This window comes from Microcella alkalica (assembly GCF_014595885.1).
Taxonomy (GTDB): domain Bacteria; phylum Actinomycetota; class Actinomycetes; order Actinomycetales; family Microbacteriaceae; genus Microcella; species Microcella alkaliphila_B.
The window spans coordinates 435,882-451,359 of sequence record NZ_JABUKC010000002.1 but is presented as its reverse complement, the minus strand read 5'-3'; the positions used below and the strand labels follow the sequence as shown (position 1 = coordinate 451,359).

General features: G+C 74.2%; 14 protein-coding genes. All 14 read right to left on the bottom strand.

The window, feature by feature from the left end; translation table 11 throughout:
- Window positions 1-4: 4 nt before the first annotated feature.
- The 14 genes from hisF to carB all read right to left on the bottom strand — a co-directional run bounded on the left by hisF (window position 5) and on the right by carB (window position 15,477).
- Entirely contained in the window at window positions 5-766 is a 762-nt protein-coding gene (gene hisF, locus ID804_RS06625) for an imidazole glycerol phosphate synthase subunit HisF (RefSeq protein ID WP_169078279.1), read from the bottom strand.
- Window positions 766-1,605, bottom strand: a complete 840-nt coding sequence (gene hisG / locus ID804_RS06620; RefSeq protein ID WP_169078779.1) for an ATP phosphoribosyltransferase — start codon at window positions 1,603-1,605, stop codon at window positions 766-768. The genes hisF and hisG overlap by 1 nt, the downstream gene beginning before the upstream one ends.
- Window positions 1,606-1,668: 63 nt before the next feature.
- Window positions 1,669-1,932 carry a phosphoribosyl-ATP diphosphatase gene (locus ID804_RS06615; protein ID WP_169078277.1) on the bottom strand — a complete coding sequence of 88 codons (264 nt, stop codon included), beginning with the start codon at window positions 1,930-1,932 and terminating at the stop codon, window positions 1,669-1,671.
- A 52-nt stretch (window positions 1,933-1,984) separates the two neighbouring features.
- Window positions 1,985-2,353 carry an FKBP-type peptidyl-prolyl cis-trans isomerase gene (locus ID804_RS06610; RefSeq protein ID WP_169078275.1) on the bottom strand — a complete coding sequence of 123 codons (369 nt, stop codon included), beginning with the start codon at window positions 2,351-2,353 and terminating at the stop codon, window positions 1,985-1,987.
- A 46-nt stretch (window positions 2,354-2,399) separates the two neighbouring features.
- Window positions 2,400-3,062, bottom strand: coding sequence for a ribulose-phosphate 3-epimerase (gene rpe, locus ID804_RS06605; RefSeq protein WP_169078273.1), 663 nt, complete (start codon window positions 3,060-3,062; stop codon window positions 2,400-2,402).
- Window positions 3,059-4,567 carry an RsmB/NOP family class I SAM-dependent RNA methyltransferase gene (locus tag ID804_RS06600; RefSeq protein ID WP_169078271.1) on the bottom strand — a complete coding sequence of 503 codons (1,509 nt, stop codon included), beginning with the start codon at window positions 4,565-4,567 and terminating at the stop codon, window positions 3,059-3,061. Before ID804_RS06600 ends, rpe begins: the two co-directional genes overlap by 4 nt.
- Window positions 4,564-5,481, bottom strand: coding sequence for a methionyl-tRNA formyltransferase (gene fmt, locus ID804_RS06595; protein ID WP_169078777.1), 918 nt, complete (start codon window positions 5,479-5,481; stop codon window positions 4,564-4,566). Before fmt ends, ID804_RS06600 begins: the two co-directional genes overlap by 4 nt.
- A 5-nt stretch (window positions 5,482-5,486) precedes the next feature.
- Complete coding sequence (locus ID804_RS06590) at window positions 5,487-7,631, bottom strand: primosomal protein N' family DNA-binding protein (protein ID WP_317451200.1); 2,145 nt, start codon at window positions 7,629-7,631, stop codon at window positions 5,487-5,489.
- Between the two features lie 14 nt (window positions 7,632-7,645).
- A complete protein-coding gene (gene metK / locus ID804_RS06585; RefSeq protein WP_169078269.1) occupies window positions 7,646-8,839 on the bottom strand; it encodes a methionine adenosyltransferase in 1,194 nt (397 codons plus the stop codon).
- A 50-nt stretch (window positions 8,840-8,889) separates the two neighbouring features.
- Window positions 8,890-10,098, bottom strand: a complete 1,209-nt coding sequence (gene coaBC / locus ID804_RS06580) for a bifunctional phosphopantothenoylcysteine decarboxylase/phosphopantothenate--cysteine ligase CoaBC (RefSeq protein WP_169078267.1) — start codon at window positions 10,096-10,098, stop codon at window positions 8,890-8,892.
- A 10-nt stretch (window positions 10,099-10,108) separates the two neighbouring features.
- Window positions 10,109-10,366, bottom strand: coding sequence for a DNA-directed RNA polymerase subunit omega (gene rpoZ / locus ID804_RS06575; RefSeq protein WP_169078265.1), 258 nt, complete (start codon window positions 10,364-10,366; stop codon window positions 10,109-10,111).
- Window positions 10,367-10,436: 70 nt separating this feature from the next.
- Window positions 10,437-11,345 (bottom strand): guanylate kinase, encoded by a 909-nt coding sequence (gmk, locus tag ID804_RS06570; protein WP_169078263.1) that lies wholly within the window; start codon window positions 11,343-11,345, stop codon window positions 10,437-10,439.
- Window positions 11,342-12,184 (bottom strand): orotidine-5'-phosphate decarboxylase, encoded by an 843-nt coding sequence (gene pyrF / locus ID804_RS06565; RefSeq protein WP_169078261.1) that lies wholly within the window; start codon window positions 12,182-12,184, stop codon window positions 11,342-11,344. Before pyrF ends, gmk begins: the two co-directional genes overlap by 4 nt.
- Entirely contained in the window at window positions 12,181-15,477 is a 3,297-nt protein-coding gene (gene carB / locus ID804_RS06560) for a carbamoyl-phosphate synthase large subunit (RefSeq protein ID WP_169078259.1), read from the bottom strand. Before carB ends, pyrF begins: the two co-directional genes overlap by 4 nt.
- Window position 15,478: the final 1 nt, after the last annotated feature.

Here is a 15,478-nt window from a genome sequence, read left to right as displayed (position 1 = left end):
TCGGTCATCGCACGCTCACCCCCGCCTCGCGCAGCGCCTGCTTGACCTCGCCGACCGTGAGCTCGGCGTTGTGGAAGACGCTCGCCGCGAGCACGGCGTCGGCGCCGGCCGCGATCGCGGGCGCGAAGTGCTCGAGCGCGCCCGCGCCGCCGGACGCGATGACGGGCACTCGGGCGATCTCGTGCATCGCGGCGATGAGCTCGGTGTCGAAGCCCGCCTTCGTGCCGTCGGCGTCGATCGAGTTGACCAGCAGCTCGCCGGCGCCGCGCTCCATGGCCTCCTTCGCCCAGGCGAGAGCGTCGATCTCGGTGCGCGTGCGGCCGCCGTGCGTCGTCACGACGAAGCCACTCGGGGCGTGCTCGTCGCGCGTCACGTCGAGCGAGAGCACGCACACCTGCGCGCCGAACCGGTCGGCGATGTCGTCGATGAGGTCGGGGCGGGCGATCGCGGCGCTGTTGACGCCGATCTTGTCGGCGCCATGGGCGAGCAGCTTCGCCACGTCATCGCTCGAGCGCACCCCGCCGCCGACCGTGAGCGGGATGAACACCTGCTCGGCCGTCGCGCGCACGACGTCGAACATCGTGTCGCGGTTGTCGACCGTCGCCTTCACGTCGAGGAAGGTGATCTCGTCGGCGCCCTGCTCGTAGTACTTGCGCGCGAGCTCGATGGGGTCGCCCGCGTCGCGCAGGTTAAGGAAGTTCACGCCCTTCACGACGCGGCCCGCGGCCACGTCGAGGCAGGGGATGACCCGGACGGCGACGCTCATCAGATGCGGGCGGCGTGGATGGGCGTGACGAGGATCGCGCGGGCGCCGAGGTCGTAGAGCGCATCCATGACGTGGTTCGTCTCGTGCCGCGGCACCATCGCGCGCACGGCGACCCACTCGGGGTCGGCGAGCGGGCTCACGGTCGGCGACTCGAGGCCGGGCGTGACCTCCTGCGCGGCGGCGAGCAGCGAGCGCGGCAGGTCGTAGTCGATGAGCACGTACTGGCGGGCGACGAGCACGCCCTGCAGGCGGCGCTGCAGCGTCGCGATGCCGGCGAGGTCGGGCTTCGCGGTGATGAGCACGGCGGTCGACTCGAGGATCACCGGGCCGACGATCTCGAGCCCCTGGGCGCGGAGCGTCGAGCCCGTCGAGACGACGTCGGCCACCGCGTCGGCGACGCCCAGGCGCACGGCCGACTCCACCGCGCCGTCGAGGCGGATGAGCTGCGCCGTCACGCCGCGCTCGGCGAGGAACGCTCCGACGAGCCCCGGGTAGCTCGTCGCGATGCGGCGGCCCTCGAGATCGGCGAGGTCGTGCACCGTGCCAGGCACGGCGGCGAAGCGGAAGGTCGAGTCGCCGAAGTCGAGCGACTGGATCTCGACCGCCTCGGAGCCGGAGTCGAGCAGCAGATCGCGGCCCGTGATGCCGACGTCGAGGGCGCCCGAGCCGACGTAGGTCGCGATGTCGCGCGGCCGGAGGTAGAAGAACTCGACGCCGTTGCGCGGGTCGGCGACGGTGAGCGCTCGAGGGTCGCGGCGGCCGGCGTAGCCGGCCTCGACGAGCATCTCGACGGCGGTCTCGGAGAGGGAGCCCTTGTTGGGCACCGCGATTCTCAGCATGGGGGTCTCTTCGTCGGCCGCGACGCGCGCGGCGGGCTGCGGGGTGGTGGCGGGCATGGCCGCCTAGAGGTGCTTGTAGACGTCGTCGAGCGTCAGGCCCTTGGCGAGCATGAGCACCTGCAGGTGGTAGAGCAGCTGCGAGATCTCCTCCGCGGTGGCCTCGTCGCTCTCGTACTCGGCCGCCATCCAGACCTCGGCGGCCTCCTCGACGATCTTCTTGCCGATCGCATGCACGCCGGCGTCGAGTCGCTCGACGGTGCCGGAGCCGGCCGGCCTGGTGCGTGCGGTCTCGCCGAGCTCGGCGAAGAGGGCGTCGAAGGTCTTCACGATGCTCCAGGGTACCGGGCGGCGCAGGAGGCCCCGCGCCGCCCGGTGCGGCTCAGCTGACGCCGAGCAGGTCGATCACGAAGACGAGCGTGCGGCCGGAGAGGCGGTGGCCGCCGCCGGCGGGACCGTAGGCGAGGTGGGGCGGGCAGACGAGCTGGCGTCGGCCGCCGACCCTCATGCCGGGGATGCCCTGCTGCCAGCCCGCGATGAGGCTGCCGAGGGGGAAGTTGATCGACGAGCCGCGGTTCCACGACGCGTCGAACTCCTCGCCGGTCTCGAACTCGACGCCGACGTAGTGCACGTTCACGGTCGAGCCGGGGGTCGCCTCAGGGCCGTCGCCGACGACAAGGTCGGTGATGACGAGCTCGGTGGGCGCGGGGCCCTCGAAGAAGTCGATCTCGGGCTTGCTCAGTTCACTCATGGTTCCATCCAAGCAGACGCCCGGTGCGCGGATGCCCGGCGCTGGCTCAGTGCGCGTGCGCGGTCGCGGCGGCCCGCAGCTCGGCGATCGCGTGCTCGACGTCGGACGCGCCGTACACGCTCGACCCGGCCACGAAGGTGTCGGCGCCCGCCTCGGCCGCGATGCCGATCGTGTCGACCGTGATGCCGCCGTCGACCTGCAGCCAGACGTCGAGCCCGTCGGCGTCGACGACCTGCTTGAGGGCCCGCAGCTTCGGCATCATGTCGGCCATGAAGGCCTGCCCGCCGAAGCCGGGCTCGACGGTCATGACGAGCACCTGGTCGAACTCCGGCAGGAGGTCGAGGTAGCCCTCGACGGGCGTGCCCGGCTTGAGAGCGAGGCCCGCCCGTGCGCCCCGCTCGCGCAGCGCTCGGGCGGTGGCCACGACATCCGTCGCCGCCTCGGCGTGGAAGGTGACCGAGAACGCCCCGAGCTCGGCGTAGCCGGGAGCCCAGCGGTCGACGTCGCTGATCATGAGGTGCACGTCGAGCGGCACGGGCGAGACGGCCTGGATGCGCTGCACCATCTGCGGCCCGAACGTGAGGTTGGGCACGAAGTGGTTGTCCATGACGTCGACGTGCACGAGATCGGCTGAGCCGATGCGCTCGAGGTCGCGCTGCATGTTGACGAAGTCGGCCGACAGGATGCTCGGGTTGATGCGCACGGTCACGGCTGAAGCGTAGCGACCGGCTTCGTCAGCAGCTGGATGAACATCGCGTCGGTGCCGTGGCGATGCGGCCACAGCTGCACCGCGCCGCCGAGGCGGGGGGCGTCGGGCAGGTCGAGGGGCTCGCGCGCCACCCGCTGCACGACGTTCGCGGTGTCGAGCCACTCGAGCTCGGGGTGCGCGGCGAGGGCGCGCTCGACCACCTCGGTCGTCTCGGCCGGATGCGGCGAGCACGTCACGTACGCCAGCAGGCCGCCGGGGCGCAGGGCCGCGATCGCGGCCTCGAGCAGCTCGCTCTGCAGGGTCGCGAGCTCGGGTACGTCGGCGGCGGTCTTGCGCCAGCGCGCCTCCGGGCGGCGGCGCAGCGCGCCGAGCCCCGTGCAGGGCGCGTCGAGCAGGATGCGGTCGAAGCCCACGGGGTGCTCGGCCGCGATCGTGCGCCCATCGCCGGCGCGCACGACGATGCTCGCGTCGATCGGCGCGAGGGCGCGGCGCACGAGCTCGGCGCGGGCCGGCAGGACCTCGTTCGCGAGCAGGTGCGCGCCGCCGGCCGCGGCCTCGGCGGCGAGCAGCGCCGCCTTGCCGCCCGGCCCGGCGCAGAGGTCGAGCCAGCGCTCGCCGGGCTCGACCGGCCGCGCCCGGCTCAGGGCGAGCGCGGCGAGCTGGCTGCCCTCGTCCTGCACGCGCACGACGCCCGCCACGACGCGCGGGTTGGCCGCGGGGTCGCCGCTCGGCGCTGCCAGGCCGACGGGCGAGAAGCGTGCGCGCTCGGCCTCGGCGGGCACCTCGGCGAGGCCGGGCAGCGCCACGAGGCTCACGCGGGGTGCGGCGTTGTCGGCCTCCAGGAGGGCGCCGAGCTCGTCGGAGCGCCCCTCGCGCTCGAGCGCCGAACGCAGGGCGGCCACGACCCAGACGGGGTGCGCCGTCGAGGTGGCGAGGCGGGCATCCACGTCATCGCCCGGATGCTCGGCGAGCAGCTGCGCGACCCACTCCCCCTCGCTGCGCGTCGCGATGCGGCGCAGCACGGCGTTGAGGAAGCCCGTGGCGCGGTGCGCGCCGACCGCGCGGCTCAGCTCGACCGTCTCGCCGACGGCGGCGTGCGCGGGTGTGCGCATGCCGACGAGCTGGTGGGCGCCGAGCCGGAGGATGTCGAGTGCGACGGCATCGATCGCGTCGAGCTCGCGGCCCGAGGCGGCGACGATGATCGCGTCGTACAGCCCGCGACGCCGCAGGGTGCCGTAGGCGAGCTCGGTCGCGAACGCGGCGTCGGCGGGGCTCAGTCGCGCGCGGGAGATCGTCGAGGGCAGCAGGAGGTTCGCGTAGGCGTCGTCGCGCGACACGGCCCGCACGACCTCGAGCGCGACGCCGCGGGCCGACTGCCCGAGTTTCGCACCGGCGCGGGCGGCTGCCCGGCCGCCGTCGCCGCGGGCGCCGGTCGCGCGACCGCGGCCCGCTCCGCCGCCCGGGGTGCCGCCGAGGCGCGCGCCGCCGCCGCGCGGGGCTCTCACGAGAACTCCGGGAGGGCGGCGCCCAGCCCCCGGGCCCAGTCGGCGGCGAGCATCGCCGAGCGGCCCGCCGGCTGCACGCGCAGCAGCTCGAGCGGTGCCGTCGCCGTGCCGACGAGCACGTGGCCGCTCTCGACGGCGACGGCGCCCGGGGGCAGCATGCGCGCATCGCGGGCGGGGGTGGCTTCGAGCACCTTCACCACGAGGCCGTCGCGGGTCGAGGTGAATGCGCCGGGTTCCGGCGTGACGCCCCGCACGCGCGCGTGCACGGCGTCGACGCTCTCCCCCCAGCGGATGCGCGCATCCTCGCGCTGCAGCTTCGGCGCGAACGTGGGCTCGCCGACCTGCGGGTGCGCGACCGCGGTGCCGGCGGCGAGCTCGTCGACGACCCGGGTCGTCAGCGCGGCACCGGAGACGCTCAGCGCGTCGAGCAGCGCGCCGGCGGTGCGGTGGGCGCCGATCGGCTCGGCCTCCTGCGCGAACCAGTCGCCCTCGTCGAGCCCGGGCGCGAGCTGGAACACGGTCGCACCGGTCACCTCGTCGCCGGCGATGATCGCGTGCTGCACGGGCGCGGCACCCCTCCAGCGCGGCAGCAGCGAGAAGTGCAGGTTGATCCAGCCCAGGCGGGGCCAGCTCAGCAGCGGCTCGCGCACGAGGCCGCCGTAGGCGACGATGACGCCGAGGTCGACCTCGAGCGGCAGCAGCTCGGGCTCGAGCTCGCGCAGTCGCACCGCCTCAAGCACGGGCAGGCCGAGCGCCTCGGCAGCCTGCGCGACCGGTGTCGGGGTGAGCACGCGCTTGCGGCCCAGGGGTGCGGGCGGGCGGGTGATGACGCGCACGATCTCGTGCTCGCTCGCGGCGAGCGACTGCAGCGTCGGCACAGCGGCCGCGGGGCTTCCGGCGACGACGAGGCGCAGAGCGGTCATCCCTCCATCCTCCCCGATGTGCGGCCGGGGCCCGTGCCGGCGGGGTCGTCGAATGGCTCCTGGTCGTCGAAGCGCACGCGCAGCGGCACGACGCGCCGCCGAGGCGGGCTGCCGGGAATGCGCGGCGCGCGGCTCGTGGCCGCCTTCACGAGGGCGGCCTTCAGCAGCTCGGCGACCTCGGGGCCGCGCGCGAAGTCGAAGCGTACGATCGCCCGCACGCGATCGTCGCCGAGCTCGACCGGCCCGAGCACGTCGACCCCGTCGAGCTGCGCGACCTGCGCGGTCGCGGCGGCGACGGCGGAGGGCTCGCCGGCGACGGCCGCGACGCGGACGGCGGGCGGGAAGCGCAGGGCCCGACGGTCGGCGAGCTCGCTCGCGGCCACGCGCTCCGGCTCGCCCGTGGCGAGCGCGGTGGCGACCGCGCCCCCGACGCCGACGAGCAGCACCGGGGCGTCGGGTGCGGCGAGGGCCGCGGCGGTGCACCACCAGCGCACGCAGTCCTCCACGACGCGCAGGCTCTCGCGAGCGAGCATCCGCTCGCCGTCGAGCAGCAGCACCGCCCGGTAGCCGCCCTCCGCGACGGGCTCGGCGCCGCGCGTCGCCACGACGAGCGTGCGGCCCCGGGGCACCGCCTGCACAGGGGTGTCGCCGTCGGAGACGATCACCCGGGCGCCCGGGAACGCGCGCCCGAGCTCGTCGGCCGTGCGCGCCGAACCGCGGCCGACCGTGCGCCAGCGCGTGCCGTCGCAGCTTGAGCACCGCCAGTCGACCGCGAGCGCCCCGCACCACTGACAGGCGGGCGCGGTGCCCCCGCGACGCTGGGCGAGCGGGCCCCGGCAGGCGAGGCAGCGGGCCGTCTCGCCGCAGTCGGCGCAGGCCAGTCGGGGCGCGAAGCCGGGGCGCGCGACCTGCACGAGCACCGGCCCCGCCTCGAGAGCCTCGCGCACCGCGCGCCACGCGGTCGAGGGGATGCGGGCCCGCGCGGCGGGCCCGTCGGCGCCGAGCTGCTGCGCGGTCGGGGTGATGCGGCGCCGCTGCCGGCCGGCCGGAGCGACCGCCCGAGCGTGCCCGATCTCGACGAGTCGCTGGGTCTCGGTGCTGCGCGCGTGCGCGGCGAGCACGAGGGCGCAGTCGGCGTCGGCCTGGCGCAGCAGCGCGAGGTCGCGGGCGTGCACCCCGGGCGCGTGCTGCTCGGCCATGAGGGGATCGCCGTCATCCCACAGGGCGATGAGGCCGAGCGCGTGCGCGGGGCTCGCCGGCGCCGCGCGCGTGCCGAGGATCGCGACCGGTCGTGGCTCGAGGGTGCGGAGGAAGCCGCGGTAGCGGTCGGCCGCGGGCTGGCCGGCGTCGATGCGCGCGATCGACTCGGCGGGCAGCAGGGCCGCGAGCGCATGGGCGACGTGCTCGACGTCGCGATAGTCGGGCACGGCGAGGATCGCCGAGCGGCCTCGCTCGACGGCAGCGGCGGCGAGCTCGGCGAGCGTGCGGGCCGCGGCGGGCATCCACTGACCGGCGACCTCGACGGGCTGGCCGATCGCGGTGAGCGCGACCCGGCGCTCCATCTGCGGTGCGGCGGCGTCGAGCAGTCGGGCGAGCGCCTCGGGGGCGTAACCGGCGACGGTCACCGGGGTGGCGGCGTCGAGCGCGGGCGCGCCTGGGGACGGCGCGGCCTCGGCGCTGGCCGCGAGCCCCGCGAGCCACGCCTTCTCCACGCGCACCTGGCGCGGCGGGATGACGAGCCGCGCGAGGTCGCTCGCGGTGCCGGCCGCGCGGTCGGCGGCGCGGCGAATGAGCCGGTAGACCGCCGCATCGAGCACAGGCGCGGCCGAGACGACCTCGCTGAGCTCGCTCAGCACCCCATCGAAGGAGGCGCCGTCGGCGAGCTCCACGAGGTATCCCTTCGCCTCGCGGCCGGCGGCGCGCAGGGGTACCGTCACGCGCACGCCGGGCCGCGCGGACGCGCGCAGCCGCTCGGGCACGCGGTAGTCGAAGAGTCTGTCGAGCTGCGGCAGCGGCGAGTCGAGCATCACGCGAGCGACGAGCCCCGTGGAGCGATCCGTCGGGGACGCGGAGGCGTCGGCCGCGGCGGGCGCGACGGCGGGCACCGGAGGGGGCTCGAGCCCCTCGAGCGTCTCGCTCACGGCCCGGCCGCTCGTCAGAGCCCGGCGGCCGACCGCAGGTCGTCGACGCGGTCGGTGCGCTCCCACGTGAAGTCGGGCAGCTCGCGCCCGAAGTGCCCGTAGGTCGAGGTCTGCGCGTAGATCGGGCGCAGCAGGTCGAGATCGCGCACGATCGCGCCCGGCCGCAGGTCGAACACCTCGCGGATGGCGGCGGTGATGCGGTCCTCCGGCACGTGGTGGGTGCCGAAGGTCTCGACGTAGAGCCCGACGGGCGAGGCCGTGCCGATCGCGTAGGCCACCTGCACCTCGAGCCGGTCGGCGAGCCCCGCGGCGACGGCGTTCTTCGCCACCCAGCGCATCGCGTAGGCGGCCGAGCGGTCGACCTTCGACGGGTCTTTGCCGGAGAACGCACCGCCGCCGTGGCGCGACGCGCCGCCGTAGGTGTCGACGATGATCTTGCGCCCGGTGAGACCGGCGTCGCCCTGCGGGCCGCCGATGACGAAGCGGCCAGTCGGATTGATGAGGATGCGCGGCGCGTGCTCGCCGAACCCGTGCTGCTCGAGCACCGGGCGGATGACGGTCTCGGCGACCTCGGCCCGCAAGCGCTCGGTCGTGACGCTCTCAGCGTGCTGCGTCGACAGCACGACCGTCTCGATCGTGCGCGGGGTCTGGCCCTCGTAGCCGATCGTGACCTGCGTCTTGCCGTCGGGCGCGAGGTAGTCGAGCACACCCGACCTGCGCACTTCGGCGAGGCGCTCGGCGAGGCGATGGGCGAGCCAGATGGGCAGCGGCATGAGCTGCGGGGTCTCGCGCACGGCGTAGCCGAACATGATGCCCTGGTCGCCCGCGCCCTGCGCGTCACCGGCGTCGGCGCTCGACTGCTCGCGCGACTCGAAGGCCGCGTCGACGCCCTGGGCGATGTCGGGCGACTGGCCGCCGATCGAGATCGACACGCCGCACGACCGGCCGTCGAACCAGACGTCGGACGAGGTGTACCCGATGTCGGTGATGCGCTGGCGCACGATGCCGGGGATGTCGACGTAGCCGGAGGTCGTGACCTCGCCCGCGACGTGCACGAGCCCGGTCGTCACGAGCGTCTCGACGGCCACGCGCGCGTGCGGGTCGACGGCGAGCAGCGCGTCGAGGATCGAGTCGGAGACCTGGTCGCAGATCTTGTCGGGGTGCCCCTCGGTGACCGATTCGGAGGTGAAGAGGCGCAGCGAGGACATGCGGTTCCTGTCGTGTCGAGAGGGCGGAGCGAGGGAGCGCGGAGCGCGGCTCAGGCGAGCGCGTCGAGGATACGATCGGCCACCGACAGCTTGTCGCCCGAGGCTGTGGAGACGACGCTACCGGTCGCGTCGAGGATCATGACGTCGTTGGTCGGGGTGCCGAAGCCCTCGCTCCAGCCCACGCGGTTCACCACGAGGTAGTCGGCGCCCTTCCGGGCGACCTTCGCCGCCCCGAGGGCCCGCAGGGCCTCGGCATCCGCCTCGGTCTCGGCGGCGAAGCCGACGATGCGCTGGCCGGGAGCGCGCTCGGCGGCGAGTGTCGCGAGCACGTCGGGCGTGCGCTCGAGCTCGAGGGTCAGCGTCTCGCCGACGGCCTCCTTCTTGAGCTTGCCCTCGGCGACCTCGCGGGGACGGAAGTCGGCGACCGCGGCAGCCATGATGACGGTGTCGTGCTCGGGCGCGAGTCGGCGCATCGTCGCCAGCAGCTCGTCGGTGGTGCCCACGTGCTCGACGGCGACGCCGTGCGGCGGCTCCACCTCGAGGTGGGCGGCGACGAGCGTCACGCGAGCGCCCCGAGCGACCGCGGCCCGCGCGAGCGCGACGCCCTGGCGCCCGCTCGAGCGGTTGCCGAGGAAGCGCACCGGGTCGAGCGGCTCGCGCGTGCCGCCGGCCGAGATGAGGATGCTGCGCCCGGCCAGATCGCGCGGGCCCGCCGCGGCGACGGCCACCGCCACGATCTCGTCGGGCTCGCTCATGCGGCCCGCCCCGGAATCGCTGCCGGTGAGCTGCCCCGAGCCGGGGCCGACGATCGTGACCCCGCGCGAGCGGAGGGTCGCGATGTTGGCCTGCGTGGCCGCGTTCTCCCACATCTCGGTGTGCATCGCGGGCGCGATGACGAGCGGGGCGCGGGAGGCGAGGACGGTCGTGCCGAGCAGGTCGCCAGCGAGACCGGCCGCGAGCGACGCGATCGTGTGCGCCGTCGCGGGGGCGATGACGATAAGGTCGGCGCGCTGCCCGAGGGCCACGTGGCGCACCTCGGCGACGCCCTCGTAGAGGTTGGTGTGCACCGGGTTGCGACTGATCGCCTCCAGCGTCGGGCGGCCGACGAAGCGCAGCGCGCCCTCGGTCGCGACGACGTGCACGTCGTGGCCGGCGAGCACGAGCGCCCGCGCCACGCCGACGGCCTTGTAGGCGGCGATGCCGCCGGTGATGCCGACGACGATCGTGAGGCGCCGATCGGCGCTCGCGACCGCGGTCACGCGATCAGCCTCAGTCGGCCAGGCGGGTGAGGACGAGCTTGTCCTCGTTGATCTCGTGGAGCGCGACCGAGAGCGGCTTGTCGTCGACCGTCGAGTCGACGAGCGGGCCGACGTTGTCGAACAGGCTGCCCTCGTGGAGGTCGGCGTAGTAGTCGTTGATCTGGCGGGCGCGCTTCGAGGCGAAGATCACCAGCTGGTATTTCGAGTCGACCTTCGACAGCAGCTCGTCGATGGGCGGGTCGATGATGCCCTGGGTCTTGTCAGCCATGTCAGCTCCGTCGTCGTTTCGTGTGCGGGCCCCGCGAACCTCGTGGGCGGCCGGGCGTGGTCGGTCGTGCTCAGGCGCGCGAAGGCGCACCGGGCACTGCGAGCAAGTCTACGACCTCCTCGGCCGCGCGGCGCACATCGTCGTTGACGACGAGCACGTCGAACTCGTCCTGCGCCGCGAGCTCGACGCGCGCGGTCTCGAGCCGACGCGCCTGCTCCTCGGGGCTCTCGGTGCCGCGACCGACGAGCCGGCGCACCAATTCCTCCCAGCTGGGCGGCAGCAGGAAGACGAGCGTCGCCTCCGGCATGGCGCGGCGCACCTGGCGCGCGCCGTCGAGGTCGATCTCGAGCAGCACGCTGCGCCCGCTCGCGAGCGCGTCGGCGACGGGCGTGCGTGGCGTGCCGTAGCGCGAGAGGTTGTGCACGACCGCCCACTCGAGGAACTCGCCGCCGGCGACCATCGCGTCGAACTGCGCGTCGTCGACGAAGTAGTAGTGCACGCCGTCCTGCTCCCCCGGGCGGGGCCGGCGGGTCGTCGCCGAGACGCTCAGCAGCACCTCCGGGAAGTGCTCGCGGATGAACGCCGACACCGTGCCCTTGCCGACTGCGGTCGGGCCCGCGAGCACGACGAGCCGCCCGTGGCCGGCGACCGCGGAGCGCTGCTTGAGCCACTCCCGCAGGGCGGCACGCTGCCGGTGCCCCAGCCCGCCCAGGCGCTTCACCGGGGCGATGCCGAGGCGCTCGAGCACCGCGAGCGTTCGGGTCGGGCCGAGACCCTTGAGGGTCGTGAGCAGGTCGCGCACGCGCATCCCGCCCTCGACGCCGTCGGGCTCGCGCCAGGCGGACTCGGCGACGTCGAGCGCCGACCGCCGGCCGGCGCGCACGTCCTCCTTCACCGCGGCGCGGGCGCGTCGGGCGACGACGGCCGCGCGGGAGGCGGCCGCGCGGTCGACCTCGGGCATGCCCTCGGCGGCGGTCATCGGGCGAGCTCCGCGCGGTGCGCCTCGATCGCGTCGACGAGCCCATCGCGGCCCGCGTCGAGCACGCTGCGCGACACGCTCGGGATGACCGTGGCGGCCGCCGCGCCGAAGATCGCGTCGATCTCGGCGAGTCTCGCGCCCTGCGCGCCGAAGCCTGGCGCGAGCACGGGCGTCGCGACGAGATCGGAGGCGGCGATGCCGGATGCGGCGAGGGGACGGGTCGCGCCGATGACGACGCCGACGTCGCCCCACTCCCCCGCCTCGGCCGCCGCGGCGTTGCGGGCGGCGGCCTCGCGGGCGAGCAGCCCGGCGACGGTGGCCCCGTCGGCCGTCCGCGCGCCCTGCACGCCGGCGCCCTCGGGGTTGGAGGTCGAGGCGAGCGCGAACACGCCGTTGCCGGCGGCGCGGCCCGCCTCGATGATCGGGTCGAGCGCGCCGAGCCCCAGATACGGGGCGACGGTGAGCGCGTCGCTCTCGAGGGGCGCTCCGGCCGCGACCCACGCGCTCGCGTAGCCCTCCGCCGTCGAGCCGATGTCGCCGCGCTTGGCGTCGGCGATCACGAGCAGGCCCGACGCGCGGGCGGTGCGGATGACCTCCTCGAGCACCGCGAAGCCGGCCGAGCCGAACCGCTCGAAGAACGCCACCTGCGGCTTCACGACCGCGAGGCGGCCGGAGGCCGCCTCCACGACGGCGAGAGCGAGCTCACGCGCGCCAGCCGCGGAGTCGGGCAGACCCCAGGCGCGCAGCGTGGCGCCGTGCGGGTCGATGCCGAGGCACAGCGCGCCCCGGGCATCCACCGCTCGGCGCAGCCGCTCGCCGAAGCCGATCGGCGCCGTCATGCGCGAGCGGCCCGCGCGATCGCGTAGTCCTGCAGGCTCGTCACCGTCACCGGCTCGTCGCTCGTCTCGAGCGATGCGACCGCCGCCCCGACCTGCGCGATCGTCGTGAACAGCGGCTTGTCGGCCGCGACCGTCGCCGTGCGGATCTCGAAGCCGTCGGCGCGAGCGCTGCGGCCGGAGGGCGTGTTGATGACGATGTCGATCTCGCCGGCGTTGATGAGGTCGACCACCGAGGGCTCCGCGCCCTCGGGCGCCTGCTGACCCTCGAAGTGCTTGCGCACCACGCGCGTGGCGATGCCGTAGCGCGCGAGCACCTCGGCCGTGCCGCCCGTCGCCCAGATCGCGAAGCCGCGCTGCGCCAGACGCAGCACCGGCAACACGATGCTGCGCTTGTCGCGGTCGGCGACCGACACGAACACGACGCCCTGCTGCGGCAGCCCGCCGTACGCGGCGACCTGGCTCTTGGCGAACGCGCGCGGGAAGTCGCGGTCGATGCCCATGACCTCGCCGGTCGAGCGCATCTCCGGACCGAGCACGCTGTCGACGACGCGGCCCTCGACCGTGCGGAAGCGCTTGAACGGCAGCACGGCCTCCTTCACCGCGACGGGCGCGTCGAGCGCGACCGTCGAGCCGTCGGCGGCAGGCAGCAGGCCCGACTCGACGAGCGAGCGGATGCTGCTGCCGGCCATCACGAGGCTCGCGGCCTTCGCGAGCGGGATGCCGAGCGCCTTCGACACGAACGGCACCGTGCGCGAGGCCCGCGGGTTCGCCTCGAGCACGTAGAGCACGCCGGCGCCGATCGCGAACTGCACGTTGAGCAGCCCGCGCACGCCGATGCCCTGCCCAATCGCGAGGGTCGCCGCGCGCACGCGATCGATGACGTCGCGGCCGAGCGTCACGGGCGGCAGCGTGCAGGCCGAGTCGCCGGAGTGCACGCCCGCCTCCTCGATGTGCTCCATGATGCCGCCGACGTACAGCTCGTCGCCGTCGAACAGCGCGTCGACGTCGATCTCGACGGCGTCGTCGAGGAACCGGTCGACGAGCAGCGGCTGGCCGGGGCCGATGATCGCCTGATCCTTGACGCGGTCGAAGTAGTCGACGAGCGAGCCGGAGTCGTACACGATCTCCATGCCGCGCCCGCCGAGCACGAAGCTCGGACGCACGAGCACCGGGTAGCCGATCTGCTCGGCCACGGCGACGGCCGAGTCGACGTCGGTCGCGGTGCCGTTGCGCGGCGAGGTGAGGCCCGCCTCGTCGAGGATGCGGGCGAACGCGCCGCGCTCCTCCGCGAGGTCGATCGCGTCGGGGCTCGTGCCGAGGATCGGGATGCCCGCCTCGGCGAGCCCGTGCGCGAGGCCGAGCGCCGTCTGGCCGCCGAGCTGCACGACGACGCCGACGAGCTCGCCCGACTGCGACTCGGCGTGGATGACCTCGAGCACGTCCTCGAGCGTGAGCGGCTCGAAGTAGAGCCGGTCGGAGGTGTCGTAGTCGGTCGAGACGGTCTCGGGGTTGCAGTTGATCATGATCGTCTCGAAGCCCGCGTCGCGCAGCGCGAAGCTCGCGTGCACGCACGAGTAGTCGAACTCGATGCCCTGACCGATGCGGTTCGGCCCCGAGCCGAGGATGACGACCTTGCGGGCGTCGCTCGGCGCGACCTCAGTCTCGAGGTCGTAGCTGGAGTAGTGGTACGGCGTGAGCGCCGGGAACTCGCCCGCGCACGTGTCGACGGTCTTGAACACGGGGCGCAGGCCGCTCGCGTGGCGGATGGCGCGGATGTCGCGCTCGGTGAGCCCGCGCAGCTCGGCGAGCTGGGCGTCGCTGAAGCCCTGCTCCTTGGCCTCGCGCATGAGTTCGGGGTCGAGCGCATCGGCGGCCGCGATGCGCTCGGCGAGCTCGTTGATCGCGATGATCTGGTCGATGAACCAGGGGTCGATGCCCGTGGCGTCGAAGACCTCGTCGATCGTGGCGCCCGCGCGCAGGGCCTGCTGCACCGTGACGATGCGGCCGTCGGTCGGCTGCTGCGCGAGCTCGAGCAGGGCATCCTTGTCGCCGGGATCGCCCTGCCAGTGGAAGCTGCTGCCCCGCTTCTCAAGGCTGCGCAGCGCCTTCTGCAGGGCGGTCGCGTAGTTGCGGCCGATCGCCATCGCCTCGCCGACGCTCTTCATCGTCGTCGTGAGGCCGACGTCGGCGCCCGGGAACTTCTCGAACGCGAAGCGCGGCACCTTCACGACGATGTAGTCGAGCGTCGGCTCGAAGCTCGCCGGCGTCACGCGCGTGATGTCGTTGGGGATCTCGTCGAGCCGGTAGCCGATCGCGAGCTTCGCGGCGATCTTCGCGATCGGGAAGCCCGTGGCCTTGGAGGCGAGGGCGCTCGAGCGCGACACGCGCGGGTTCATCTCGATGACGATGACGCGCCCCGTCTTCGGGTCGACCGCGAACTGCACGTTGCAGCCGCCCGTGTCGACGCCGACGTCGCGGATGATGCGGATGCCGATGTCGCGCAGCTTCTGGTACTCGCGGTCGGTGAGCGTGAGCGCCGGGGCGACCGTGATCGAGTCGCCGGTGTGCACGCCGACCGGGTCGACGTTCTCGATCGAGCAGACGACGACCGTGTTGTCGGCGCGGTCGCGCATGAGCTCGAGCTCGTACTCCTTCCAGCCGAGGATCGACTCCTCCAGCAGCACCTCGGTCGTGGGCGAGGAGTGCAGGCCGTCGGCGACCATGCGCTCGAGCTGCTCGCGGTCGTAGGCGAAGCCCGAGCCGAGCCCGCCCATCGTAAACGAGGGGCGGATGACGAGCGGGTAGCCGAGGTCCTCCGCGAACGCCACGGCCTCCTCGACGGTGTGCGCGATGTGGCTGCGGGCGACGTCGGCGCCGGCGTCGAGCACGAGCTGCTTGAACGCCTGGCGGTCCTCCGCGCGGTGGATCGCGTCGAACGAGGCGCCGATCAGCTCGACGCCGTGCTTGGCGAGGATGCCCCGCTCGTGCAGCGCGATCGCGGCGTTGAGCGCCGTCTGGCCGCCGAGCGTCGGCAGCACCGCGTCGGGGCGCTCCTTGACGATGATCGCCTCGATGACCTCAGGGGTGATCGGCTCGACGTAGGTCGCGTCGGCGAAGTCGGGGTCGGTCATGATCGTCGCGGGGTTCGAGTTGACGAGGATGACGCGGATGCCCTCGGAGCGGAGCACGCGGCAGGCCTGCGTGCCCGAGTAGTCGAACTCGGCCGCCTGGCCGATGACGATCGGCCCGGAGCCGATCACCAGGACGCTGTTGATGTCGTCGCGCTTGGGCATG